The sequence below is a fragment of the Bradyrhizobium sp. USDA 4474 genome (genome assembly GCF_054057515.1).
Window position 1 is genome coordinate 5,899,351 of the sequence record NZ_JBSRZJ010000002.1, and the last position, 26,118, is coordinate 5,925,468.

The 26,118-nt window shown below is 63.7% G+C and carries 20 protein-coding genes; 11 read left to right on the forward strand and 9 right to left on the reverse strand.

Features of this window, described 5'->3' with window-relative positions; genetic code table 11:
* Positions 1-94 precede the first annotated feature (94 nt).
* Both ACVW16_RS29365 and ACVW16_RS29370 read left to right on the forward strand, forming a co-directional pair.
* The gene (locus ACVW16_RS29365; RefSeq protein ID WP_456738095.1) at positions 95-3,274 is read left to right on the forward strand and encodes an efflux RND transporter permease subunit; all 3,180 of its coding nucleotides are present in this window, start codon (positions 95-97) and stop codon (positions 3,272-3,274) included.
* A complete protein-coding gene (locus tag ACVW16_RS29370; RefSeq protein ID WP_456702497.1) occupies positions 3,261-4,457 on the forward strand; it encodes an efflux RND transporter periplasmic adaptor subunit in 1,197 nt (398 codons plus the stop codon). The genes ACVW16_RS29365 and ACVW16_RS29370 overlap by 14 nt, the downstream gene beginning before the upstream one ends.
* A 146-nt stretch (positions 4,458-4,603) precedes the next feature.
* On the opposite strand, the gene ACVW16_RS29375 is transcribed toward ACVW16_RS29370, so the two are convergent.
* Together ACVW16_RS29375 and ACVW16_RS29380 are read right to left on the reverse strand one after the other, a co-directional pair.
* Positions 4,604-6,121, reverse strand: coding sequence for an acetyl-CoA acetyltransferase (locus tag ACVW16_RS29375; protein WP_456738487.1), 1,518 nt, complete (start codon positions 6,119-6,121; stop codon positions 4,604-4,606).
* 107 nt (positions 6,122-6,228) lie between these two features.
* Positions 6,229-7,362 (reverse strand): nitronate monooxygenase, encoded by a 1,134-nt coding sequence (locus ACVW16_RS29380; protein ID WP_456738096.1) that lies wholly within the window; start codon positions 7,360-7,362, stop codon positions 6,229-6,231.
* 292 nt (positions 7,363-7,654) lie between these two features.
* Between ACVW16_RS29380 and yghU the strand changes: the two genes are divergently transcribed.
* On the forward strand, positions 7,655-8,527 hold the full coding sequence (yghU, locus tag ACVW16_RS29385; RefSeq protein WP_456738097.1) for a glutathione-dependent disulfide-bond oxidoreductase: 873 nt from the start codon (positions 7,655-7,657) through the stop codon (positions 8,525-8,527).
* A gap of 65 nt (positions 8,528-8,592) precedes the next feature.
* Here yghU and ACVW16_RS29390 read toward each other — a convergent pair whose 3' ends face one another.
* From ACVW16_RS29390 to ACVW16_RS29400, 3 genes are all read right to left on the reverse strand, one after another.
* Entirely contained in the window at positions 8,593-9,870 is a 1,278-nt protein-coding gene (locus tag ACVW16_RS29390) for an acyl-CoA dehydrogenase family protein (RefSeq protein ID WP_456738098.1), read from the reverse strand.
* A gap of 293 nt (positions 9,871-10,163) precedes the next feature.
* Positions 10,164-10,544 carry a VOC family protein gene (locus tag ACVW16_RS29395; protein WP_456702502.1) on the reverse strand — a complete coding sequence of 127 codons (381 nt, stop codon included), beginning with the start codon at positions 10,542-10,544 and terminating at the stop codon, positions 10,164-10,166.
* A 32-nt stretch (positions 10,545-10,576) separates the two neighbouring features.
* Complete coding sequence (locus ACVW16_RS29400; RefSeq protein ID WP_456738099.1) at positions 10,577-11,356, reverse strand: SDR family NAD(P)-dependent oxidoreductase; 780 nt, start codon at positions 11,354-11,356, stop codon at positions 10,577-10,579.
* A 180-nt stretch (positions 11,357-11,536) separates the two neighbouring features.
* Between ACVW16_RS29400 and ACVW16_RS29405 the strand changes: the two genes are divergently transcribed.
* Genes ACVW16_RS29405 through ACVW16_RS29415 form a run of 3 tightly spaced genes read left to right on the forward strand, consistent with a single transcriptional unit; the run spans position 11,537 to position 13,688 of the window.
* Positions 11,537-12,325, forward strand: a complete 789-nt coding sequence (locus tag ACVW16_RS29405; RefSeq protein WP_456738100.1) for an enoyl-CoA hydratase/isomerase — start codon at positions 11,537-11,539, stop codon at positions 12,323-12,325.
* Positions 12,322-13,308, forward strand: coding sequence for a phosphotransferase family protein (locus ACVW16_RS29410; RefSeq protein ID WP_456738101.1), 987 nt, complete (start codon positions 12,322-12,324; stop codon positions 13,306-13,308). Before ACVW16_RS29405 ends, ACVW16_RS29410 begins: the two co-directional genes overlap by 4 nt.
* Before the next feature lie 2 nt (positions 13,309-13,310).
* A complete protein-coding gene (locus ACVW16_RS29415; protein ID WP_456738102.1) occupies positions 13,311-13,688 on the forward strand; it encodes a DUF6285 domain-containing protein in 378 nt (125 codons plus the stop codon).
* Between the two features lie 107 nt (positions 13,689-13,795).
* On the opposite strand, the gene ACVW16_RS29420 is transcribed toward ACVW16_RS29415, so the two are convergent.
* Positions 13,796-14,575: an enoyl-CoA hydratase-related protein gene (locus ACVW16_RS29420; RefSeq protein WP_456802533.1), complete on the reverse strand. Its 780-nt coding sequence runs from the start codon at positions 14,573-14,575 to the stop codon at positions 13,796-13,798.
* Positions 14,576-14,789: 214 nt separating this feature from the next.
* Between ACVW16_RS29420 and ACVW16_RS29425 the strand changes: the two genes are divergently transcribed.
* Entirely contained in the window at positions 14,790-16,064 is a 1,275-nt protein-coding gene (locus ACVW16_RS29425) for an acyl-CoA dehydrogenase family protein (RefSeq protein WP_456738104.1), read from the forward strand.
* A gap of 118 nt (positions 16,065-16,182) precedes the next feature.
* Here ACVW16_RS29425 and ACVW16_RS29430 read toward each other — a convergent pair whose 3' ends face one another.
* Both ACVW16_RS29430 and ACVW16_RS29435 read right to left on the reverse strand, forming a co-directional pair.
* A complete protein-coding gene (locus tag ACVW16_RS29430) occupies positions 16,183-17,763 on the reverse strand; it encodes a fatty acid--CoA ligase (protein ID WP_456738105.1) in 1,581 nt (526 codons plus the stop codon).
* A 113-nt stretch (positions 17,764-17,876) separates the two neighbouring features.
* On the reverse strand, positions 17,877-18,749 hold the full coding sequence (locus tag ACVW16_RS29435; protein WP_456702510.1) for an SDR family oxidoreductase: 873 nt from the start codon (positions 18,747-18,749) through the stop codon (positions 17,877-17,879).
* Between the two features lie 105 nt (positions 18,750-18,854).
* Here ACVW16_RS29435 and ACVW16_RS29440 point away from each other — a divergent pair, with 105 nt between their 5' ends.
* The 3 genes from ACVW16_RS29440 to ACVW16_RS29450 all read left to right on the forward strand — a co-directional run bounded on the left by ACVW16_RS29440 (position 18,855) and on the right by ACVW16_RS29450 (position 21,837).
* Entirely contained in the window at positions 18,855-19,664 is an 810-nt protein-coding gene (locus ACVW16_RS29440) for a crotonase/enoyl-CoA hydratase family protein (RefSeq protein WP_456702511.1), read from the forward strand.
* A 152-nt stretch (positions 19,665-19,816) separates the two neighbouring features.
* Positions 19,817-21,361 (forward strand): acyl-CoA synthetase, encoded by a 1,545-nt coding sequence (locus ACVW16_RS29445; RefSeq protein ID WP_456738106.1) that lies wholly within the window; start codon positions 19,817-19,819, stop codon positions 21,359-21,361.
* A gap of 71 nt (positions 21,362-21,432) precedes the next feature.
* Entirely contained in the window at positions 21,433-21,837 is a 405-nt protein-coding gene (locus tag ACVW16_RS29450) for a YccF domain-containing protein (protein ID WP_456738107.1), read from the forward strand.
* A gap of 163 nt (positions 21,838-22,000) precedes the next feature.
* Here ACVW16_RS29450 and ACVW16_RS29455 read toward each other — a convergent pair whose 3' ends face one another.
* The gene (locus ACVW16_RS29455) at positions 22,001-22,525 is read right to left on the reverse strand and encodes a Spy/CpxP family protein refolding chaperone (RefSeq protein ID WP_456702514.1); all 525 of its coding nucleotides are present in this window, start codon (positions 22,523-22,525) and stop codon (positions 22,001-22,003) included.
* Positions 22,526-23,303: 778 nt separating this feature from the next.
* Between ACVW16_RS29455 and ppc the strand changes: the two genes are divergently transcribed.
* Positions 23,304-26,096, forward strand: coding sequence for a phosphoenolpyruvate carboxylase (gene ppc / locus ACVW16_RS29460; RefSeq protein ID WP_456738108.1), 2,793 nt, complete (start codon positions 23,304-23,306; stop codon positions 26,094-26,096).
* Positions 26,097-26,118: the final 22 nt, after the last annotated feature.

Genomic DNA, 26,118 nt, shown 5'->3' on the forward strand with positions numbered 1-26,118 from the left:
GATTGGCGTTTCCGGCGGCGCTCGGGTAAAGGGAAAAAGGGATCCCCGTGGGGGCGGATCCCACATCCTTGCTCGACCCGGAATTGCCTGGCGCATGATTGCTCTGGTCCGTATTGCCCTGAGCCGGCCCTACACGTTTGTCGTGCTCGCGCTGCTGCTTCTGATCATCGGACCGCTGGCGGCGCTGCGCACGCCGACCGATATCTTTCCGGACATCCGGATTCCCGTGATCGGTGTGGTCTGGCAATACACCGGCCTGCCGCCCGATCAGATGTCCGGCCGCATCACCACGCCGTTCCAGCGCGCGCTGACCACGACCGTCAACGACATCGAGCACATCACCGCCAATTCCTATAACGGCTTTGGCATCATCAAGATCTTCTTCCAGCCCAATGTCGACATCCGCACCGCCAACGCGCAGGTCACGGCGATCTCGCAGACGCTGATCAAGCAGATGCCGCCGGGCGCGACTCCGCCGCTGATCCTGAACTACTCCGCCTCGACCGTGCCGATCATCCAGGTGGCGCTGTCGGGCGACGGACTCACCGAGCAGAACCTCGCCGATATCGGCATCAACAATCTGCGCACGCCACTGGTCACCGTGCCGGGCGCCGCGATCCCGTACCCGTTCGGCGGCAAGCAGCGCCAGATCCAGATCGATCTCGACCCGACCGCGCTGCAGGCCCGCGGGCTATCCGGCCAGGATGTCGCCAATGCGCTCGCAGCCCAGAACCTGATCACGCCGGTCGGTACCCAGAAGATCGGCAGCTTCGAGTACAACATCCAGCTCAACAACTCGCCGCTGAAGATCGACGAGCTCGGCAATCTACCGATCAAAACCGTCAACGGTGCGATGGTCTATGTCCGTGACGTCGCCACGGTGCGCGACGGCAATCCGCCGCAGACCAACATCGTCCATGTCGACGGCAACCGCTCGGTGCTGATGATGGTGCTGAAGGCGGGCGCGACCTCGACGCTTGATATCATCGCCGGCATCAAGCAGAAGGTGATCGACGTCAAGGATCAGCTGCCGGACGCGCTGAAGATCGGCTTCATCGGCGACCAGTCGGTGTTCGTGCGCGGTGCGATCGAGGGCGTCGCCTTCGAAGGCGTGATTGCGGCGCTGCTCACCAGCGTCATGATCCTGCTTTTCCTCGGCAGCTGGCGCTCGACACTCATCATCGCGGTCTCGATCCCGCTGTCTGTGCTGGGTGCCATCGTCATGCTGTCGGCGATCGGCGAGACGCTGAACATCATGACGCTCGGCGGATTAGCGCTCGCGGTCGGCATCCTCGTCGACGACGCAACGGTGACCATCGAGAACATCAATTACCATCTCGAGCAGGGCAAGCCGGTCGAGCAGTCGATCCTGGACGGCGCCAACCAGATCGTGACGCCGGCCTTCGTCTCGCTGCTCTGTATCTGCATCGTGTTCGTGCCGATGTTCTTCCTTACCGGTGTCGCGCGCTTCCTGTTCGTGCCGATGGCGGAAGCCGTGATGTTCGCGATGATCTGGTCATTCATCCTGTCGCGCACGCTGGTGCCGACCATGGCGAACTATCTGCTGCAAGCGCACGTTCATCATGGGGGCGAACCGCCGAAGTCGCGCAATCCCCTGGTCTGGTTCCAGCGCGGTTTCGAGGCGCGGTTCGAGCGCATCCGCGGCGGTTACCGTGGCCTGCTGGGCATGGCGCTGGCCCATCGCGCGGTGTTCGTGATCGGATTCCTCTGCGTGGTCGGTGCGTCTTTCGCGCTGGTGCCGTTCCTTGGGCGCAATTTCTTCCCCGCCGTCGATGCCGGCAACATCCTGATGCATGTCCGGACCCAGGTCGGCACCCGAGTCGAGGAGACGGCCAATCAGCTCGCGGATGTGCAGAAGGCGATCCGCAAGCTGATTCCGGGCGAGATCGAGACGCTGACCGACAACATCGGCATGCCGATCTCCGGCATCAACATGACCTACAACAACACCGGCGTGATCGGTCCGCAGGACGGCGATATCCAGATCAAGCTCAGGGAAGGCCACAAGCCGACCGAAGAGCACGTGAAGGTGCTGCGCGAGCAGCTGCCACGGCTGTTCCCGGGCGTCAGCTTCGCCTTCCTGCCGGCTGACATCGTCAGCCAGATCCTGAATTTCGGCGCGCCGGCGCCGATCGACCTGCAGGTCCGCGGCGCCAATCTCGAAGGTAATTTTGCCTACGCCAACAAGCTGCTCGCCAAGGTTCGCCGGATCCCGGGCGTTGCCGATGCACGCATCCAGCAATCGCCGAATCTGCCGACCTTCAACATCGACGTCGATCGCACCCGCGCGCAATATGTCGGCCTGACCGAGCGCGACGTCACCAACAGTCTCGTCGTCAATCTCGCAGGCTCCTCGCAGGTCGCGCCGACCTACTACCTCAACCCTGATAACGGCGTGTCCTATTCGATCGTGATGCAGACGCCGCAATATCAGATCGATTCGCTCAGCGCGTTGCAGACGCTGCCGATCACCGCGGCCGGCGCGTCGCAGTCGCCGATCCTCGGCGGTATCGCCGACATCAAGCGTGCGACCTCGAGCGCGGTCGTCTCGCAATACGACATCCAATCGATGGTGCAGATCTTTGCGACCACCTCGGGGCGCGATCTCGGCGCGGTCGCCGCTGATATTCGCCGGGTGATCGCCGACACCGCCAAGGAGGTGCCGAAGGGCTCGTCCGTGGTGCTGCTCGGCCAGGTGCAGACCATGAACAGCGCTTTCACGGGCCTGTTGTTCGGCCTGCTTGGCGCCGTCGTGCTGATCTATTTCCTGATCGTCGTCAACTTCCAGTCCTGGTCCGATCCGTTCGTGATCATCACTGCGCTGCCCGCTGCGCTCGCCGGCATCGTCTGGATGCTGTTCACGACTCAGACAACGCTGTCGGTGCCCGCGTTGACAGGCGCCATCATGTGTATGGGCGTGGCCACCGCCAACAGTGTGCTGGTGATCTCGTTCGCCCGCGAGCGCTATGAGGAGCTCGGTGACCCGATCGCGGCCGCGCTGGAAGCCGGCTTCGTCCGGTTCCGGCCCGTGCTGATGACCGCGCTCGCCATGATCATCGGCATGGCGCCGATGGCGTTGGGGCTGGGCGAGGGCGGCGAGCAGAATGCACCACTTGGCCGCGCGGTCATCGGCGGCCTGATCTTTGCGACTTTCGCCACGCTCATGTTTGTTCCCGTGGTGTTCAGTATGGTACACAAGAAGCAAGGCGCCAAAGCCGCCGCCCCATTGGAGACTCCGCATGTCGCCCACTGAAACTCGCTCCCCGGTGTCGCACCGGAAACTGGGCATTTTCAGCGTAGTGGCGCTGATTGCGGCAGGCCTCGTGGTCGGCACCGGTATCCGGGCCCGCGAGGACCAGGACTCCAAGCTGAAGGAATGGACCGACGACCAGGCCGTTCCCAGCGTTGCAGTGACCTTGCCCAATGCCAAGGCGCTCAATTCCACCATCGACCTGCCGGGCCGGCTCGAGGCCTATTCCCGTGCCCCGATCTTCGCCCGTGTCTCCGGCTATCTCAAAAGCTGGAGCGCCGACATCGGCGCCCGCGTCAAGGCCGGGCAGGTGATCGCCGAGATCGAGGCGCCCGACCTCGACCAGCAGCTCTTGCAGGCCCGCGCCGACCTCGCCAGCCTGCAGGCCAGCGCCAGGCTCTCGGAGGCCACGCTGAACCGGCGCAAGACCCTGGTCGCCTCCAACTTCGTCTCCGCGCAGGAGATCGACGAGCGCAGCGCCGATCTCTCCAACAAGAACGCCGCGGTCAAGTCCGGGCAGGCCAATGTCGAGCGGCTCGAAGCCTTGGCGGGCTACAAGAAGATCACGGTGCCGTTCGACGGTGTGGTGACCTCGCGTGACACCGATGTCGGCGCGCTGATCAATGCCGGCGGCGGCTCGGGACCGGCGATGTTCGTGGTGTCCGACATCACCAAGCTGCGCGTCTACGTCAACGTGCCCCAGAACTACGTGCCGGCGATCAAGATCGGCGCCAAGGCTACCATCTCGCTGCCGGAATATCCGAACCGGACATTCCTGGCGACGGTGGAGGCCTCCTCGCAGGCCGTGGACGTGGCGTCAGGCACCACGCGGATGCAGCTCGGCCTCGACAATTCGAGCGGAGAGCTGATGCCCGGTGGCTACGCCAGCGTGAAGCTGAGCCTCCAGCGCGATTCCGCGCCGCTCAGCATTCCCGCCAGCGCCCTGATCTTCAACGGCAGCGGCCTGCGTGTCGCAACCGTCGCTGCTGACGACAAGGTCAAGTTCAAGACGGTGACCATCGCCCGCGATCTCGGCAAGGAGATTGAGCTGGCCTCGGGCATAGCGCCGGATGACCGCGTCATCACGGCCCCGCCGGATGGCCTGTCCGACGGCGATCCGGTGCGTGTGGTCGGTGCGGGCGGCAAGCCAGCCACGGCGTCGGAGAAGCAGGCGCCGAAGGGCTGAGGTCTCGTGCTCCGGACGCTACGCAGCACGTAGTCGTGCGCTGCTGAGCCGGGGCCGATCTCCCTTTGCGGAAGCGTGTAGCCTTCTGGGTCCCGGCTCTGCGGAGCCGCATTGCATGCCGCATCACGTCCGTGACACGAGAGCGATCACGCCACCCGCCACCCCGGCACGCCGTCCGCTGCCATCGTAATCTCGCCGAGCGAGCCTACGGGCGTGCGATCCATGTTGAGCAGGTGGGCCAGCGTCGCGCTCTCGCCCGCCGGAATCCGCGCCAGCGTACGCCGGTCATCTTCGGTGCGCAGCATCACCACGCCGTGCTCGACATCGCCGCCACGGCCATAGAGCACCGTAAAGCTCTCGACCTTGCCCCGGCCTGAGGCCTCCGTGACGAACTCCGGCACGGCGCGCTTGTTGCGATCGGCCTCTGCCTGCACGCTCGTCTCTTGCGCCAGCACGTCGCGGGGCTGCATCTTCGTCAGCACCAAAGCATGGTGCTTGGTAACAAAACCGCCCTGACCGTAGAGCAGGCCGAGCTTTGCGCCCCCGCGCACACGCCGCACCATCGCGCACGCTGCATGGGTCATGTAGGTGTTGAGCGGCGCGCCAAAGAACGTGAGGCCGCCGTTCACGGTCGGCTGCACATCGATGCCGAGGCCCAGCGTCCGGCGCGCCATCTTTGGTACGCAAGGGAAGCAGCTGTAGAGCTCGATCGCGTCGAATTTTTTGCCATCGCCGCCGGCGAGATCCATCACCGTCTTCAGCACGGCGTTCTGCGGATGGCTTTCGTAGAACTGGTCGCGCAACAGATAATCGCGCGGCTCCTCCGCCGAGGCGCCGCCGAGCGGATAGACCAGCTTGTCTTCGGCGATACCGAGTGCGCGCGCTTTGGCAAGGCTGGTGAGCAGCAGCGCGCCGCCCATGTTGACGCTGGGATTGGCGACCATCAGCTTGTTGTAGGGCCAGGCGATCAGCCGGTTGTCCGCGGTCGGTGTCGTGATCTCGTCCGGCGCATAGCGCCGCTTCAGCCAGGCGTTGGGATTTTGCGCGGCGACTTCGGAATAGCGCGACCACAGCGTTCCCGATTCCGCCATCGCCTCACGCGGCGTCTGGCCCCAATGCGCGGAGGAGGCCGCCTCGTAGAACGGATAGACCGTGACCGGGCGGAACACGCCGAGTCTCACGGCGAGCGGCTTCTGAAACGCCGCGCCGCGCTTGGGCTCCGGAACATCACGCGCGAACGGCGTCCATGGCAGCTTGACGCCGGCACGATCGGCTTTCGTCGCCGTTGATTGCGCCTCGGCGCCGCACACCGCCGCGACCGCGCATTCGCCGCGTGCGATGCGCTTTGCGGCTTCATGAATGAAGCGGATCGGGCTCTCGCCGCCGACCGGCCCGTAATGGCAATGTGCCGGCGAGACGCCGAGCCGCTGCGCCAAGAGCTTCTCCGGATCGCGATAGCGCCAGCTCAGAAAGTTGACGACGTCGAGCGATTGCACCTCGCTGAGCAGCTTTGCGCCGGCGTCAGCCTCGGCGCGCCGCAAGGCCTGTTCGAGCAGGTCAAGCGGCTCCAGGCCCTCCGTGATCTCCTTGGGGCGGTCGACGATCTCGCCGATGCCGACGATGACGGGAATGCGGTGTTCTGGAATGGTGGTCTTGTCGGTCATGGCCTCAATTCACGTCCTAGTTGTTTCGTCATTGCGAACGAAGCGAAGCAATCCAGAAATGTATCCGCGCAGCTAGTCCGGATTGCTTCGCTTCGCTCGCAACGGGACTATTCCGCCACCAGCGCATTCATGTGCTCGACGGCTTCGGCGAATTCTTCCTTGAACTCCTGCACCACGGCGCCGGCCGATTTCACGCTGTCGATCAGGCCGACCCCCTGGCCGACAAAATAGCTGACGAGGTCGCGCGCCTTGGCGTTGCCGGCCGCCGCGGCGCGGTCGATCGAGCTGAAGGCGTCACGGCTGATGATGCTCTGCAGCGGCATTGGCAGCGCGCCCGGACTTTCCGGCGCACGGTCCCAAGCATCAGTCCAGACTGAACGGAGCTGCCGTGCCGGCTTGCCGGTGCGGCCCTTCGAGCGGATCGCATCCCGCGAGGACGCTGCAATCATCTTCTCGCGAAAGATCTCGGAGGTCTCGGACTCGACGGTCGCCAGCCACACCGAGCCGGTCCAGGCGCCGGCGGCGCCCATCGCCATGCAGGCCGCCATCTGCCGGCCCGTCATGATGCCGCCGGCCGCCAGCACCGGCACATCGCGGATCGGCTTGATGGCCTTGATCACTTCCGGCACCAGCACCATCGTCGAGACCTCGCCGCAATGGCCGCCGGCCTCTGTACCCTGCACGACAAGGATATCGACACCGGCCGCGACCTGGCGCAGCGCATGCTCCTTGGCGCCGACGAGCGCTGCGACCGGCACGTTGTGCGTCCTGCCCATCTCGATCATGGCCTTGGGCGGCACGCCGAGCGCATTGGCGATGAGCCGGATCGGATGATTGAAGGAGATTTTGAGCAGCTCCAGCGCGGTCTCCGCGTCGAACGGTTGCGGCTGGTTGTCGTCCACATCGGTCCTGGTGAGCTCGATATCGTACTTCTTCAGGAGATCGCTGGTGTATTTGCGGTGCTCCGCCGGCACGCGCGCCTCGAGACTCCTCCAGGTGACGTTCTTCTGGCCTGATGTCGAGATGTTTTCCGGGATCAGCACGTCGATGCCATAGGGCTTGCCGTCGACATGGTCGTCGATCCATTTCAGTTCGCGCTCGAGCGTGTCAGGCGTGTGCGCGGTCGCACCGAGTACACCGAATCCGCCGGCGCGGCTGACGGCCGCAACGACATCGCGGCAATGGCTGAAGGCGAGCAGCGGGAACTCGATGCCCAGCATGTCGCAGATCGGCGATTTCATGGTTCTCTCCCCGCAGCCTTCGCGTTTCTCTTCTCGTTTTGCCTTCAGAGCGCCGTTCTGCGCCAGCCCTTCGTTACCCGTGATGCCACGCCGGATTTGGGCGAGCATCTTGCGCGCAGGCGTTGCGTCCTGGACAACCATGGGGCGGATCATCAGCAGCGCAGGCTGGTGACAGGCTGGACTGCATGACACGGGCCTGAGGCCCGCGCCGGACGCAGAGCGGCCAGGGCTTGCCATCCGCCATACGCAGGCTAATTAATGCACGCGCATCTTTCCGCCGGAGCCCCTTTGCATGACCGACGCCCCTTACGTGCCGCCCAAGGTCTGGACCTGGAACAAGGAGAATGGCGGTCAGTTCGCCAGCATCAACCGCCCGATCGCCGGCGCCACCCATGACAAGGAACTGCCGGTCGGCAGGCACCCCTTGCAGCTTTATTCGCTGGCGACGCCGAACGGGGTGAAAGTCACGGTGATGCTGGAGGAGCTGCTGGCGCTGGGCCACAAGGGCGCCGAATACGACGCCTGGCTGATCAAGATCGGCAACGGCGAGCAGTTCGGCAGCGGCTTTGTCGAGATCAACCCGAACTCGAAAATTCCGGCGCTGATGGACCGTTCCGGCCCCGAACCTGTCAGGATTTTCGAATCCGGCTCGATCCTGTTCTACCTTGCCGAAAAATTCGGTGCTTTCCTGCCGAAGGAGATCAAGGCCCGCACCGAGGCGATGTCCTGGCTGTTCTGGCAGATGGGGAGCGCCCCTTATCTCGGTGGCGGTTTCGGTCATTTCTACGCCTACGCGCCGTTCAAGATCGAATACGCCATCGATCGCTTCGCGATGGAGGTCAAGCGCCAGCTCGACGTGCTCGACCGGCGCCTCGCCGACAACGAATATCTCGCGGGCAAGGACTATACGATCGCCGACATGGCGGTGTGGCCATGGTACGGCGCCCTTGCCAAGGGGCTGGTCTATGGCGCCGGTGAATTCCTCTCCGTGCAGGACTACAAGAACGTGCAGCGCTGGACCGACCAGATCGCCAAGCGTCCAGCGGTGAAACGTGGCCGCATGGTCAACCGCGTCTCCGGCGATCCCGCCAGCCAGTTGCACGAGCGCCACGACGCCAGCGATTTCGAGACGAAGACACAGGACAAGATCGCGCCGGCGACGTAGCGCGGTGCTTTCTTTCGCGTCTCCCCGCGCGCCCTCCGCAGGCGGGGAGACGGGGAAGAAGGCGACTACGCCATGCTCAGCTCGTGGCGGCCGACGACCATCCAGTGCACCTCGTCCGGACCGTCGGCGAAGCGCAGGTGACGGACGTCCTGATACATTTCGGCCAGCGGGGTCCAGTGCGAGATGCCGGTGGCGCCGTGCATCTGGATCGACTGGTCGATGATCTTGCAGGCGCGCTCCGGCACCATGGCCTTGACCATGGAGACCCAGACGCGGGCTTCCTTGTTGCCGAGGACGTCCATCGCCTTGGCGGCCTTCAGCACCATCAGCCGCATCGCCTCGATCTCGCAGCGGGCTTGCGCGATGATCTGCATGTTGCCGCCGAGATGGGCGATCTTCTTGCCGAAGGCCTCGCGCGTGAGGCCTCGCTGCACCATCAAATCCAGCGCCTTCTCGGCCTTGCCGATGGTACGCATGCAATGGTGGATGCGACCCGGGCCGAGGCGGAGTTGCGAGATCTCGAAGCCGCGGCCTTCGCCGAGCAGCATATTCTCCTTCGGCACGCGCACATTGTTGAAGCGCATGTGCATGTGGCCGCGAGGGGCGTGGTCCTGGCCGAATACATACATGGGCCCGAGCACCTCGACGCCGGGCGTGTCGCGCGGCACCAGGATCTGCGACTGCTGCTTGCTCGGCGCCGCGTCCGGATTGGTCTTCACCATCACGATGAGGATCTTGCAGCGCGGATCGCCGACGCCCGAGATGTAATATTTCTCGCCGTTGATGACCCATTCGTCGCCGACGAGCTTCGCCGTCGTCGAAATGTTCTTGGCGTCGGAGGAGGCGACGTTCGGCTCGGTCATGACATAGGCCGAGCGGATCTCGCCGTTCATCAGCGGCTTCAGCCACTTCTCCTTCTGCTCCTTGGTGCCGACGCGCTCCAGCACCTCCATGTTGCCGGTGTCGGGCGCCGAGCAGTTCATGGTCTCGGATGCCAGCGGGCTCTTGCCGAGCTCGGCGGCGATATAGGCGTAGTCGAGGTTTTTCAGGCCCTGGCCGGTCTCGTCATCGGGCAGGAAGAAATTCCAGAGACCTTCCTTCTTGGCCTTGTTCTTGGCGACCTCGAGCACTTCGAGCTGCTTCGGCGTAAAGCTCCAGCGATCCTGCTTGCCTTCGCCGGCCTTGGCGAATTCGATCGACATCGGCTCGACGGTCTCGCGGATGAATTTCCTGACGTGGTCGTAGAGCGGGCGGACCTGATCCGACATGCGGAGGTCGTTGAGCTCGTCGCCGGGATTGAGCGTGTAGTTGGTCGTGCGGGGAATGTAGGTGTGCTTTGTCATTGTTCCTCCCGGGGGCGCTGAGATCGTGTTGGCCGGGAGAATAGTCGCCGCGCCGCGAAAGTGCGAGCGCGTATTTTTTTACGCGAGGCCATGCCACGCGATGGAATATCGCGAGGGCGTTTGAAATGTTGTTTGAATGGTGGTGGCAGGCGCACCCCGCACACTGCGCTGTCATCGCCCGGCGAAGACCGGGCGATCCAGTATTCCGGAGACAGTGGTAGTCGAATCGAGAAGCCGCGGCGTGCTGGATGCCCCGCCTTCGCGGGGCATGACAGCGGCGGATTTGGCGGAAATCAGTTCGGTATCCGATGCATTGCGCAGATCTTGTTGCCGTCGAGATCGCGCAAATATGCGAGATAGAGCTTGATCCCCGCACTCTCGCGGATGCCCGGCGGATTTTCGATCGGCGTTCCGCCGGCTGCCACGCCGGCGGCGTGCCACCTGTCGACCTGCTCAGGCGAGTTGGCGGCAAAGCCGATCGTGCCGCCATTCGCGCATGTCGCCGGCTCGCCGTTGATCGGCTTGGTCACCGAGAATGTGCCGGTCTTGGTGAAGTAGAAGATGCGGTGGCCGTCAACCCGCGCCGGCCGCACTTCGAGCGTGCTGAGCAGGCTGTCGTAGAATGACTTGGCCTTGTCGAGGTCGTTGGTGCCGATCATGATGTGCGAGAACATGGTTCTTCCTCCCCCAATTCAGCTTTTGTGGTTCAAAACGCCGTATAGCCGCCGTCGATCACGAACGTATCCGCGGTGTGATACGATGACGCCTTGCTCATCAGATACACCGCGATGCCGCCGAAATCGCTGGCCTCGCCGAAACGGCGCATCGGGATCCGCGGCATCACATTGGCTACGAATTTTTCGTTGGCCATGATGCCGGCGGTCATGTCGCTCTTGATCCAGCCGGGCAGGATCGCGTTTGCGGTGACGCCGTGACGCGCCAGCTCGACGCCGAGCGCGCGAACCAACGCATTGATGGCGGCTTTGGTCGCGGCATAATGCTCGTTGCGCGCAGTGCCGAAGATCGAGGCGAGGCTCGATGTCGCGACCAGCCGGCCGAAGGGGTCGCCCGCATTGGCGCGGTCGGTCATGTGTTTTGCGGCGGCCTGGAACGCGTGGAACACGCCGTCGAGATTGGTCGCAAACATCGTGCGCCATTCTTCCTCTGTGCGCTCGATGAAGGAGCGCCTGCCACCACCACCGATACCGGCATTGGCGAAGCACCCGTCGACCCGACCGAAAATGTCGAGGGTCGCCTTCATCGCGGCATTGACCGACGCAGGATCGGTGACGTCGCAGATGCGGCTGTCGACCTTGCCCGATAGTCCTGCGAGGCTCGCGGCAGCAGACTTGTTCTTGTCGGCATTGCGGCCCCAGATCGAGACGTTGCAGCCCTGGCCCGCCAGCGCCTGTGCGATGCCGAGCCCGATCCCGCCATTGCCGCCGGTGATCACGGCGACGCGTCCGGTAAGGTCGAAGAGGTTCATGGCGCGTTTCCTGTATTTGGCAAGACAACTGGGCATGCGGAGCATCAGCCGCTGCGCGCAAGATTGCTTGCCATGCTCCGATCACCATGGACAAGACCGCGCCAAAAATCAAATATGCACTCCGGCAAAACCAAATTCCGGTCTGCGAAACACGGCGCGGCCGCAACCGACGAGGAAACGATGCAGTTCAAACACGTCACGCTCGAATTCGATGGTTCGGTCGCGATCCTGAAGCTCGACCATCAGGAGGTGATGAACGCGGTCTCCATGGACATGCTGGGCGGTCTCGCCGAGGCGCTCGATACGATTGAAGAGAAGAAGGACGATGTGCGCTGCGTCGTGCTCACGGGCGCCGGCCGTGCGTTCTGCACCGGCGCGAATCTGCAAGGGCGCAACAACCAGTCGAAAAAGACCAAGGCCGGCCTGACGCTCGAGACCGGCTTTCATCCATTCCTGCGTCGCGTCCGCAACCTGCATTGCCCGATCGTGACGGCTGTCAACGGCCCGGCCGCCGGCGCCGGCATGAGCTTCGCGCTGCTCGGCGACATGGTCTTGTGCGCACGCTCGTCCTATTTCCTGCAGGCCTTCCGCCGCATCGGCCTCGTGCCGGATTGCGGTTCGACCTGGATCTTGCCGCGCCTGATCGGCAAGGCGCGCTCGGTCGAGCTGTCGCTGATGGGCGAGCGCCTGCCGGCCGAGAAGGCGCTGGAATGGGGCCTCGTCAACCGCGTCTACGATGACGGAGTGCTAATGGAGGAGGCGATCAAGCTTGCGCGTGATCTCGCCAGTGGACCCACGGTGGCGCTGTCGCTGATCCGCAAGCTCTATTGGGACAGCCCGGAAAATTCCTTCGAGGACCAGCTCAATCTCGAATTCCAGTGCCAGCTGCGCGCCGGCGATACGCAGGACTTTCGCGAGGGCGTCGGCGCGTTCCTGGAAAAGCGGCCCGCGAAGTTCAAGGGCAAATGATCGAGGCGGAGCTTACCCGCAGCGTGCAGCGCTGGTGTCCCGGTGCGACCGGCGTCGCCGACGCCGCAAGGCTGTCGGGCGGCGCCAGTCAGGAGACATGGCGCTTCGATATCGTGCATCCCGGCGGACCTATCGGCGCGATCCTGCGCCGCTCGCCCAAGGGATATGGCGCGGCGCCGACGCGCGCGGCTGGGCTCGCCGCCGAGGCCCAGTTGATGCAGCTGGCCTTCGAGGCGGGCGTGCCGTCGCCGCGCGTGATGCATGTGCTGGCGCCGGAGGAGGATCTCGGCACGGGTTTCATCATGCAGCGGGTCGAGGGTGAGACCATCGCACGCAAGATTCTTCGCGACGATGCGTTCGCGGCGGCGAGGCCGCTGCTGGCGCGGCAGATCGGTGGTGTGCTCGCTTGCCTGCACAAACTGCCACAGGACAAATTGCCCGAACTGCGCAGCCGGTCTGCGACCCAGGAAATCTCCGAGTTCGATCGCGACTATCGCAGCCTGAATTGGCCAAAGCCCGTGTTTGAGCTGGCGTTGCGCTGGCTGCGCGTCCACGATCCCGGCCCCTCGGCCGATACGACTTTGGTGCATGGCGATTTCCGCAACGGCAATCTCATCATCGGCGCCGAGGGGTTGCGCGCCGTGCTCGACTGGGAGCTCGCCCATCTCGGCGATCCCATGGAGGATCTCGGCTGGGTCTGCGTTAACTCCTGGCGTTTCGGCGAGATCGACAAGCCGGTTGGCGGCTTTGGCTCCCGCGAAGAGCTGTTCGCCGGCTACGAGGCGGCGGGCGGCAAGGTCGATCCGTCGCGTGTGAAATTCTGGGAAGTGATGGGCACGCTGCGCTGGGGCATCATGTGCGGCGGCATGATGCAGCGGTTTCGCGAAGGGCCCGACCATTCCATGGAGCGCGCCATGATCGGCCGCCGCGCGTCGGAGACCGAGATCGATCTGCTGCGGCTGCTCGCGCCGCGGGGAGGTTAGGGATGCAGGACGAACCGACACCGATCGAGCTGACCAAGGCGGTCGCCGATTTCCTCCGCAACGACATCACGCCGCTGATCTCGGGCCATCAGGCCTTCAAGCTGCGTGTTGCCATCAACATCCTCGACCTCGTGACGCGGCAGTTGACGCTGGAGGCGCAGAGCGACGCGAGGGAAGTGGAGCGCCTGCGCGCGCTGCTCGGCACAGAGGGTGCGGTGACAGAGCTCAATCGCACGCTTGCGGAGCGCATCGCCAAGGGCGAGCTTGATCTCGCGACGCCCGGACTCGCTGAGCATCTATGGGCAACGACGATGGACAAGCTCGCGGTCGACCAGCCGAACTACGCGTCGTACAAGCGGGAGCTGGGGCGAGGTGGATAGCTTTCCCCGTCATTGCGAGCGCAGCAACCAATCCAGAGTCGTGTCCATGGAGGTGGTCTGGATTGCTTCGTCGCAAGGGCTCCTCGCAATGACGGTGGCGAGACCTTCTACTTCCCCACCCATTTCGGCGGCCGCTTTTCGGAGAACGCCTTCGGGCCTTCGATGTAGTCCTGCGAGGCCACCATCGCCTTCACTGCGGGATATTCCCGCTGCTCCTCGATCGCCTGCTCCAGCGACACGCCGAGCCCCTTCTGGATCGCCTGCTTGGATGCCCGGATCGACATCGGCGAGTTCCTGGTGATCATCTCGGCCCAGCGCAGTGCGCCTGCGAGCGCCTCGCCCTGCGGCACCACCTCGTTGACGAAACCGAGCTCTTTTCCCTCCGCCGCGCTGACGTGGCGCGCGGTGAGGATCATGCCCATGGCGCGTTTCAGTCCGATCTGCCGCGGCAGCCGGTGCAGGCCGCCGGCCAGCGCGGCAAGGCCGACGCGCGGCTCGGGCAGCGCGAAGGTCGCATTCTCCGAGGCGATGATCAGGTCGCAGGCGAGCGCGATCTCGAAACCGCCGCCCATGGCGACGCCGTTCACCGCGGCGATGATCGGCTTGTCGCAGTCGAAGCGCGCAGTGAGGCCGGCGAAGCCGCCTTTGTCCCAGCCGCGCTTGCCGCCCGCCGCCTGCCACTTCAGATCGTTGCCGGCGCAGAACGCCTTGTCGCCGGCGCCGGTGACGACCGCGACCCATTGCGCAGGGTCCGCGGCGAAATCGTCGAACACCTTGTTGAGCTCGAAATGTGCGTCGATGTGCAGCGCGTTGTAGACCTCGGATCGCGACAGCGTGACGATCGTGATCGGTCCCTTGCGTTCCACCTTCGAGAATTTCAGATCCATCGCGCGCTCCCGCAGCTTCTCGTGAAGGAATATCGGCGTGGGATACTAACGCCCGTCACCGCGGCAACACCATCGAATTGCGCGGGTGCGCCTTGCACCTGCTTCAGGCCTCGGCTTGCTTGACTTGAACGTGCTCTTCTCACCTTAATCGTGCGAAGCAAAATCGCGCCAGCGCCTTAACGCAAAACGACAAAATCAATCCGGGAGAGAACCTGTGGATTTCTCATTGCCTGCCGATCTCGTCGCCTATCTGGGAGAGCTCGACCGTTTCATCGAACGGGAGATCAAGCCGCTGGAAGAGGCGGACGACAACATCCGCTTCTTCGACCATCGCCGCGAGTGGGCGCGCACCGATTTCGAGAATGGCGGTCTGCCGCGTCACGAGTGGGAGGCGCTGCTGCGCAAGGCCAAGGATCTTGCGGATACGGCCGGCCATCTTCGCTTTCCGGTGCCGAAGCAATATGGTGGCAGGGACGGCTCCAACCTCTGGATGGCGGTGATCCGCGAGCACTTTGCCGCGAAGGGCCTCGGCCTGCACAACGACCTCCAGAACGAGCACTCCATCGTCGGCAACTTCCCCGTCGTCACCATGCTGGACCGCTATGGAAGCGACGACCAGAAGGCGATGATCGACGGCTCGATCAAGGGCAAGTACCGCATCACCTTCGGCCTCACCGAGCCGCATCACGGCTCCGATGCCACCCACATGGAAACGCGCGCGGTGCCGGCTGTCAGAGACAACGTCAAGGGCTGGATCATCAACGGCGAGAAGATGTGGACGACGGGCATGCATGTCGCCACGCATTGCGCGCTGTTCGCACGCACGTCAGGCAATGACGGCGATGCCCGCGGCATCACCTGCTTCCTGGTGCCGGCCAAAAGCCACGGCGTGAAGGTCGAAGAGTATATGTGGACCTTCAACATGCCGACCGACCATCCGCGCGTGAGCTTTACGGATGTGTTCGTGCCCGAGGATGCGCAGTTCGGCGAAGTCGGCCGGGGCCTGTCACTGGCACAGTGTTTCGTCCACCAGAACCGCATCCGCCAGGCCGCGAGCTCGCTGGGCGCAGCGGTCTACTGCATCAACGAGAGCGTCAAGTACGCGCGCGAACGAAAGCCGTTCGGCAAAGCTCTCGCCGAGAACCAGGCAATCCAGTTCCCGCTGGTCGAACTCGCCACGCAAGCGGAGATGCTGCGCTTGTTGATCCGCAAGACCGCCTGGGAGATGGACCAACTCGACGAGGAGCAGATCGAGCGCACGCTCTCCGACCGCGTCTCGATGTGCAATTACTGGGCAAACCGCCTCTGCTGCGAATCCGCCGACCGCGCCATGCAGGTTCACGGCGGCATGGGCTACTCACGCCACAAGCCGTTCGAGCACATTTATCGGCACCACCGCCGCTACCGGATCACGGAAGGCAGCGAAGAGATCCAGATGCGCAAGGTGGCGGGGTTCCTGTTCGGGTATATGGGGCCGGGGAAGCATTGAGGCGGCCACCGCTCTCGTAGGGTGGCATTAGTCGAAGGCGTAATCCACCACTTCCGCCACCGTGAAAGAAAAGAGGTGGGTTACGCCTCCGGCTAACCCACCCTACGGCACCGGCGTCTCAATTCACTCGTCGATCCTTCCCCGCCCAATACGGCTCACGCAACTGCCGCCGCAAGATCTTGCCTGACGGATTGCGCGGCAATGCCGGCAAGAACTCCACGCTCTTCGGCGTCTTGAACCCTGCAATACGTTCGCGGGTGAAGTTGATGATGTCGCTGGCGGCCGCCTCTTTGCCCGGCTTCATCACCACGACTGCCTTCACGGCTTCGCCCCATTTCTCGTCGGGGACGCCGATCACGGCGGCTTCGGCGATATCAGGGTGATCGCACAGCGCGCTCTCGACCTCGGCGGGATAGATGTTCTCGCCGCCGGAGATGATCATATCCTTGATGCGGTCGTGGATGTAGAGATAGCCGTCTTCGTCCATGTAACCGGCATCGCCCGTGCGCAGCCAGCCGTCGCTGCGGAGCGTCGAAGCGGTCGCCTCCGGCAGGTTCCAGTAGCCGGCCATGTTCGAGCCCGAGCGCGTCGCGATCTCGCCGACCTGGCGAGGCGGCAACGGCTTGCCGTCGGCATCGAGGATGGCGATCTCGACGCCCGGTAGCGCCTTGCCGGCCGAGCGCATCCGCTCCAGCCCCTCAACGTGATCCTCCGGCGGCAGCGCGACGATGGTGCCGGTGGTCTCGGTCATGCCGTACATCTGCACGAAGCCGCATTTGAAGACCTCGATGCATTCCTTCAGCAGCGCCGCCGGAATCGGTGAGGCGCCATACAGCATGTATTTCAGCCTGGAGAAATCGACGGTCTTGGCGCGCGGTTGCCGCACCACGAACTGCATCGCTGCCGGCACCATGAACAGTTTTGTGATGCCCGACTGCTCGAAGAAATCCAGTACCTTGGAGGGATCGAACTCGCGCGCGATCACGCCGCGGGCGCCGTGATAGAGTCCCATCACGCCCCAGCCGGAGCCGCCGATATGGAAGATCGGCATCGCCACCAGCGACACGTCGTCGGTCGACCACCGGTTCCACTCCGGCTTGTCCTCCGCATTGCCCGTCTGCACCAGGTTGAGGAAGTTCGCATGGCTCAGCATCGCGCCCTTCGGCTTGCCCGTCGTGCCCGACGTGTAGAGCTGGATCGCGATGTCCTTGGTGTCGATCGACACCTTGGGATCCTTGCCGCTCTGTGCCTCGCGCCACGCGGTAAAATCCTGCCATTCCGCTGCGCCGCCTTCGGTGGTGATGACCGTGCGCACGCCCGGAAGCTGATCCCTGATCTGGCGAATTTGCGTGATGAACTCCGGCCCGACGAACAGCACAGGTGCGTTGCAATCGGCGACGATAAAGGCGACCTCGGGGCCTGCGAGCCGCCAGTTCACCGGCGCCATCACCACGCCCGCCTTCATCGCGCCCATCAGCAGCTCGAAATAGAGATCGCTGTTCTTGCCGAGATAGGCGATGCGGTCGCCCTTTTTCACGCCCGTCGCGAGAAGCGCGTTCGCGACCTTGTTGGTGTTGACGTCGAACTCGGCAAAGCTGGTGACGCGGCCCTCGAACTCGTAGGCGATGGCATCGCCGCGGCTCATCGCGCGCTCGCGCACCATGTCGGCGAGGTCAGCCAGTTTCGGTGATGCGGACATGTTTCTCCCATGGCGATTTGTTTTAGGCTTGGGAGTGTGACGTCATCTGCAGGTGAAGACAAGGTGCGGAAGCTCTCTCAGCACGTCGTCCCGGCCTTCGCCGGACGACGTGGTCACCCGCGCTTCGCCCGGTCCTTCTCGTTCTGCGCCATGATGCTTTCGCGCGCGGTTTTCCAATCGTCGTCGCCCCAGTCGCGGAGCTGGTAGAAATTGCCGCCCATGGCGAGCGCCTGCGCGCCGTCCATGGCGATGGTCTCGCCATTGATCCAGTCGCAGCCGCCGGAGATCAGGAATGTAGCCAGGTTCTGCAGCTCCTCCATGCTGCCGACGCGGCCCATCGGATTCATCGCCTTGGTGCGCGCGCCGGCCTCGTCGCCGGGCTTGATCCGCTTGCTCATGCCTTCGGTCGGGATCTCGCCCGGCGCGATCGTGTTGAGCCGGATGCCGTAGCGGCCCCATTCGGTCGCGAGCGACATCGTCATGGCGTGGATCGCCGACTTGCTCATCGCCGACGGCACCACGTAAGGCGAGCCGTTGCGCACCCAGGTCACGGTGATCGACACCACGTTGCCGGGTTGCTTCAGCGCGATCCAGCGCTTGCCGACCGCATGCGTCACATAGAACGTGCCGTGCATGACGATGTTGGCGACCGCGTCGAAGCCGCGCGGCGAGAGCTCTTCCGTGCGCGAGATGAAATTGCCGGCGGCATTGTTGACGAGATCGGTCAGCGGCGCGTCCCGAAAGATGGTCTCGACCATCTCCTCGACCGCGAGCGCGTTGCGGATGTCGACGCCGTGGCTGGTGACGCGGCCGCCGTACTGATCCATCAGCTCGATTGCGGTCTCGTCGCAGACGATCTTGCGCCGGCCGCAGATGTGCACCTCTGCGCCGAGCTGGAGGAAGCGTGCCGCCATCGATTTGCCCAGGCCGGTCCCGCCGCCGGTCACGAGAATGCGCCGCCCAGCCAGAAGATTTTCCTTGAACATGGCTGTTTCTCCCGTACGGATTGTCAGTTAATTGGTCGATTGACTAAATCCGGCCGTCGGCTTTCTGTAAAGCGGCACCGAACAAGAACAGGGGAGATTTCATCCATGGAAGAGCGCGTTTCGATCTCGATCTCGGAAGGCGTCGCCGACGTGCGCCTGGTGCGCGCGGATAAGATGAATGCGCTCGATCAGGCCATGTTTGAGGCTCTGGTTGCGGCAACCGAGCGGCTTTCGACGGAAAAAGGCCTGCGCGCCGTCGTGCTCTCGGGCGAGGGGCGCGCGTTCTGCGCCGGTCTCGACATGGGGCGTTTTGCCGCCATGAAGGAGAAGGGCGGCAACGGAATTCCGGGTGGCGAAAATCGCGATCTCACCAAGCGCACGCACGGCCAGGCGAACTTTCCGCAAGCCGCGGTATGGGGATGGCGCCAGCTTCCGGTTCCCGTGATCGCCGCCGTGCACGGCGTTGCCTTCGGCGGAGGCTTTCAGCTCTCGCTCGGCGCCGACATGCGTTTTGTCGCACCCGATGCGCGAATGTCGATCATGGAAATCAAATGGGGCCTCGTGCCTGACATGGCGGGCACGCCGATCCTGGCCTCGCTGGTGCGCGACGATATCCTGCGCGATCTCACCTACAGCGGTCGCATCTTCTCCGCGCAGGAGGCGATGAACTACGGCCTTGCTACGCGCATCTGCGATGACCCACGGGCTGTAGCCCTCGAGGTCGCGCGCGAGATCGCGGAAAAAAGCCCCGATGCAATCCGGGCGGCGAAGCGGCTGCTCAACAACCTGTCGGTCGATCCCGGTCCCGCGCTGCTCGCTGAATCCGTCGAGCAACAGAAGCTGATCGGCAGTGCGAACCAGACCGAAGCGGTGCGCTCCAATCTCGAGAAGCGCGCGGCGAAGTATGTGGATTAACCTCCCGTCATTCCGGGGCGATGCGCAGCATCGAGCCCGGAATCCATAATCACGATCGGGAGTATGGATTGCGGGCCTGCGCCCTCGCGCATCCCGGAATGACGAGCGTGGTAGTAACGACAGTTTAACCGACGAAAGATCGGACAACAAAAATGAGCGAAACGTCCAAATTCCTCGGCATCGTCTCCGGCGACCGCCGCCGTTCCCACGCCGAGGTCGCCGAACGCGCCGATCGGATCGCATCGGGTCTTGCCGAAATCGGCGTCAGCCAAGGCGATTGCGTCTGCATGCTGATGCGCAACGACATTGCGTTCCTGGAGGCCGCCTATGCCGCCATGCGGCTCGGTGCCTACGGCGTTCCGATCAACTGGCATTTCAAGCCGGAGGAGATCAACTACATCCTCAATGACACCGGCACGTCGGTGCTGATCGGACACGCCGACATGCTGCACGCCTTGCGCGATGCGATTCCGAAGGGCATGACCGTGCTCAGCGTGCCGACGCCGCTGGAGATCCTCTCCAGCTACAAGATCGATCCGGATCATTTGAAGACGCCAGATTTTGCGATCGAGTTTGAGACATGGCTCGCGCAATTCCACCCCTATGACGGCCCGGTCGTGGCGCAGCCCATGAACATGATCTATACGTCGGGGACGACAGGCCACCCCAAAGGCGTGCGCCGCAACGTACCGACGCCGGAGCAGCAGGCCGCCGGCGAGCGCATGCGCGCAATGATCTATGGGCTGAAGCCCGGCGCCCGTGCGATCCTGCCGGGCCCGCTCTATCATTCGGCACCGAACTCGTTCGGCATTCGCGCAGGCAAGCTCGGCGGTGTCCTGGTCCTGATGCCGCGTTTCGAAGCCGAAGAGTTCCTGCAACTGATCGAGCGATACGCAATCGACACCATCTTCATGGTGCCGACCATGTTCATCCGCCTGATGAAGCTGCCGGAGGAGGTGCGCAAGGCATACGACGTCTCCTCACTCCGCCACATCATTCATGCCGCAGCGCCTTGTCCGGCCGACGTCAAGCGCGCCATGATCGAATGGTGGGGCCCGGTGATCTACGAATTCTACGGCTCGACCGAATCCAGCGCCGTCACCTTCGCAACCTCGGACGACGCGCTGAAGAAGCCGGGCACGGTCGGCAAGGTCTCTCCCGGCGCAGAGCTGCGCTTCATCGGCGATGACGGCCGCGTGCTCGGCGTCGGCGGAATCGGCGAGATCTATTCGCGAATGCCTGCCATGGCCGACTTCACCTATCACAACAAGCCGGAGAAGCGCGCCGAGATCGACCGCGATGGCTTCATCACATCAGGCGACGTCGGCTATATCGACGAAGACGGCTACGTCTTCATCTGCGACCGCAAGCGCGACATGGTGATCTCGGGCGGCGTCAACATCTATCCGGCTGAGATCGAGTCCGTGCTGCATGCCACACCAGGCGTGCATGATTGCGCCGTGTTCGGCATCCCGGACGCCGAGTTCGGCGAAGCGCTGATGGCGGTGGTCGAGCCGCAACCAGGGGTTACGCTGGATGCCGCGGGGATCCGTGCGCGGCTGAAGAGCTCGCTCGCCGACTACAAGGTGCCGAAGCATATCGAGATCCGCACCGGACTGCCGCGCGAAGACTCCGGAAAGATCTTCAAGCGCCGCCTGCGCGATCCCTATTGGGAGCAGGCGGGGCGAAAAATTTGAGGACGTTCTCGTCTTCGCAGTGGCGGATTTCGCGGGTATATAGACGGGATCATTGACCTCCGGATGATCACATGTCCCCGGTTTCCATCCTGCTCAACATCATCTGGATTCTCGTTGGCGGTGCCTGGATGGCATTCGGCTGGCTGGTGGCGTCGGTCACCATGGCGATCACCATCATCGGCCTGCCCTGGGCGCGGGCGGCGTTCAACATCGCCATTTACACGCTGTTGCCGTTCGGCTCGCGGGCGGTCAACCGCGAGGAGGTCACCGGCATGAGCGATATCGGCACCGGTGCCCTCGGGGTGATCGGCAACATCATCTGGTTCGTGCTGGCCGGCTGGTGGCTGGCGCTTGGCCATCTCCTTACGGCCGTCCTCTTTGCGATCACCATTATCGGCCTTCCCTTCGCCTGGGCCCATCTGAAGCTCGCCGGCATCGCGCTCTGGCCGATCGGCAAGGTGATCGTGCCGGCGTGAGGCGCGGATCGGTGCACGTCGACCCAGGGCAGCGGAGCGGAAGTCGCCCGCGTCGGGTGCCTCGTCGGCTTGCGACCCCGAAGCTGACATCGCCCCGCTGCTGCATTCCCGTCGATGCACACGCGGCAAACTGAATTCGGTCTAGAAGAGAGACGGCTTTGCTTCAGTCCTCGTCCTCAGCGAGCGCACGACGCCGTTCCACGGCGTCGCTCATGTCGTGAAGTACAAGGACCGCGAGGGCCGCCATGCGCTGCCTCTGTTCGGAGTTGAACGTTTTGTAGAGCGGCTGCCACGCCTCGGCGAGTTTATCCAAATCGGCCGATCGTTGAGCCAATGCTTCCGATCGGCGCTGCAAAAAGGCGATGGGGTCACGGTTGCGCATCACTTCGACAGAATTTTGGTCGGCCCGCCTGCCCACTGTTTCTCCGATTTTTGCAAGACGTGCCTTCCGATCCTCCGATCTCGCACGAATGGCGCTCTCCACAGGGGGCCAAAGCTTTTCCTGGTCAGGTGTCAGTTGCAGCGCGGCCTTGACCAGATCAATCCTCATCTCCGCCAGGTTATTCCGATCTGCCGCATTCAACCGTTCCGGTGATGCGGGAGCAGAGGTCTGCGCGTTTTGCGCGAGGGCAATCGGGGATGCAGTGAGGAAAATTGCAGTTGTTCCAGCCACTACGATCTTCAACATCGATGATCTCCCTGGGTCAGTGGCCCCCAACAGCAAGCCGCAAAATGAGCACGTTCCGATCGGTTCACTTGATTCATGTCAAAGGATCGATAGAACTTTCCGGCGCATCTCCGACCCGCGCAAAGCAATCTGAGCGTTTCCGGCCCGCAAGTTCGTATGATCGGTTGAGCTCTTGCGAAACCCCTCACTCCATCCGCGATGACGAAGCTCGATGGCAGGGCGTAAGCGAACCATCAAACCCGCTGCCGATGACGAAGCACCATGGGTTTCGCAGGGCTCAACCCGTCCTGCGCGTACCCGCGGCGGCGGAGGCCCGCAGCCTTGGGTGCACACCAAATCCCTCGCGTTGCCCGACAGGCAAAACACGCCCCATGGAGGTCAATGGACGGGCATGTAAATCTTCTGATTGATCGAAATCGTCGTTTCGGTAAATCGCAACCATTCCGGCACGTCAAAGGGACGTTTCGCGATCGTCGTGCAGCGCTCCCGGGGGAGAGCGCGGCATAAGCCGGATGTCCCGGCGTCACCTGTGGCCACCCCGCGTGCGTTCCTCGCGTGCGGACCCTGGGTGCCAGCCGGCGCCCGGCCTTCCCTGCGCCCCAGCAGAGCTTCGGGCGCGCGCCGCGAGAGCGATAACGTGTGTCTGCGCCGGTCGGCAATTGTCTCTTGACCGGCGAACGTTGCCGCGTCGCCCCCAACTTCATCTTGCACTGCGGTAGAAAAATATCGCACACTCCGGACCGAGGAGCCATTGGGAGCTCTAAAAGGGGAGCGAGCCTTGTCCCTCCAGACCGTGCCATCTGACGCTGCCGATGTACGACCGAACCGGCCTGAGGATGTTCAGGCGCTGGAGGCGGATGCCCGCCTGCGCGACGACATTCGCCTGCTCGGACGCATCCTGGGCGATACGGTGCGCGACCAGGAGGGGGCGGATGTGTTCGATTTGGTCGAGCGCATCCGACAGACCTCGATTCGGTTCCACCGCGACGAGGACCGAGTGGCCCGCCGCGAGCTCGAGCAGATACTCGACAGCATGTCGACGTCGGAGACGGTGCGGATCGTCCGCGCTTTCAGCTATTTTTCCCACCTCGCCAACATCGCCGAGGACCAGAACAACATCCGACAGATGCGTGCCCGCAGCGCCACCAACGGCTCCGGTGTCCTGGCGTCGACTTTAGCCAATGCCAAGGCCGCGGGTATCGGTGCGGATACGTTGCGCAGCTTCTTCAAGAGCGCGCTCGTCAGCCCGGTGCTGACCGCGCATCCGACCGAAGTCCGCCGCAAGAGCACGATGGACCGCGAGATGGAGATCGCCGCGTTGCTCGACCGCCGCGAGCGCGTCGCCTTGACTGCGGATGAGGCCGCCGCCAGCGACGAGCAGCTTCGCCGCGAGGTGCTGACGCTGTGGCAGACAAATCTGCTGCGCCGGACCAAGCTCACCGTGCTCGACGAGGTCGCCAATGGCCTGTCGTTCTACGATTATACCTTCCTTCGCGAGGTGCCGCGGCTGGTCAACGCGCTTGAAGACCGGCTGGAGGAGGGCGGCGAGCACGCCGCGGGCGAGCTCGCCTCTTTCCTGCGCATGGGCAGCTGGATCGGCGGCGATCGCGACGGCAATCCCTTCGTTACCGCCGACGTGATGCGCGGCACGCTACGGCTTCAGTCGAGCCGGGTGATGCAGTTTTATCTGAACGAGCTGCACGTGCTCGGCTCGGAACTGTCGATTGCGGCCCATCTCGCCGACGTCTCCGGGGAGCTGCGGAACCTGGCGGAGCGCTCGCCCGATACCTCGCCGCACCGGAGCGGCGAGCCCTATCGCCTCGCGGTATCAGGAATCTATGCGCGCCTGACCGCCACGGCCGAAAAGCTCGAGGTCGAGATCACCCGCCGCCCCGTCGGCAAGGGCGCGCCCTATGGCAGCGTCAAGGAGTTGCAGGCGGACCTGGATGTGCTGCACCGCTCGCTGATCTCGAACAACGCCCGCGTCATTGCGCGCGGCCGGCTGCGGTTGCTGCGCCGCGCGGTGGATTGTTTCGGCTTCCATCTGGCGCGGCTCGACATCCGCCAGAATTCGGCCGTGCACGAACGAACCATCGCCGAGCTGATTGACGCCGCCAATCCCGGCATGTCCTATCTTGCGCTCGGCGAGGATGCTCGCATCTCGCTGCTCACCAACGAACTGCGCTCGACGCGTGCGTTGGTCTCGCCGTTCGTCAAATACAGCGACGAGACCATGGGCGAGCTCAACGTCTTCCATGCCGCCGCGGAAGCGCATGCGATGTTCGGCTCGGATGCCATTCCCCAATGCATCATCTCGATGTGCAAGAGCATGTCGGACATGCTCGAAGTGGCGGTGCTGCTGAAGGAGGTCGGCCTCGTCCATCCCTCAGGGCGGAGCGCCATCAACATCGTGCCGCTGTTCGAGACCATCGAGGATTTGCAGGCGTCATCAGGCATCATGGACCGCATGCTGTCGCTGCATGATTACCGCCGCCTCGTCGACAGCCGCGGCAGCGTGCAGGAAGTCATGCTCGGCTATTCCGACTCGAACAAGGATGGCGGCTTCGTCACCTCGGGTTGGGAACTCTACAAGGCCGAGATCGGCCTCGTCGACGTGTTCGAGCGTCACCACGTGCGGCTGCGTCTTTTCCACGGCCGCGGCGGTTCGGTCGGCCGCGGCGGAGGGCCGAGCTACGATGCCATCGTCGCGCAGCCGGGCGGGGCGGTAAACGGCCAGATCCGAATCACCGAGCAGGGCGAGATCATCTCGTCGAAATATTCCAACGCGGAAGTCGGCCGCAACAATCTCGAAATCCTGGCGGCCGCGACACTGGATGCCAGTCTGCTCCAGCCGCGCCAGAGCGCGCCGCGTCGCGAATATCTGACGGCGATGGACGAGCTGTCGAACCTCGCTTTCAAGGCTTATCGCGGCCTCGTCTACGAGACCGACGGGTTTGTCGAATATTTCTGGGCTTCGACCGTGATCAACGAGATCGCGACGCTCAACATCGGCAGCCGTCCGGCCTCCCGCAAGAAGACGCGCGCGATCGAGGACCTTCGCGCGATCCCCTGGGTGTTCTCCTGGGCGCAGTGCCGCCTGATGCTGCCGGGCTGGTATGGCTTCGGCAGCGCGGTCGAGCAATGGATCGCGGAGCATCCGCAACAGGGCATGCCGTTCCTGAAAGAGCTCTACAAGGAATGGCCGTTCTTCCGCATGCTGCTGTCGAACATGGACATGGTGCTTGCGAAAAGCTCGATTGCGATCGCCTCGCGCTATGCCGAGCTGGTGCCGGACGAGGCGCTGCGCGAAAAGATCTTCGGCCGCATCCGCAGGGAATGGCATTCCTGCATCGAGGCATTGCTCGACATCATGGGGCAGGACCGGCTGCTGCAGGGCAATCCGTTGCTCGAGCGCTCCGTGCGCCACCGTTTTCCCTATCTCGACCCGCTCAACCACGTGCAGGTCGAGCTCTTGCGGGAGCACCGCGCGCAGAACCCGGACGAGCAGGTGCTGCGCGGGATTCAGCTCACGATCAACGGCATATCGGCAGGCTTGCGGAATACGGGGTAAGGAGCGAGTTTGCGAATGGCGA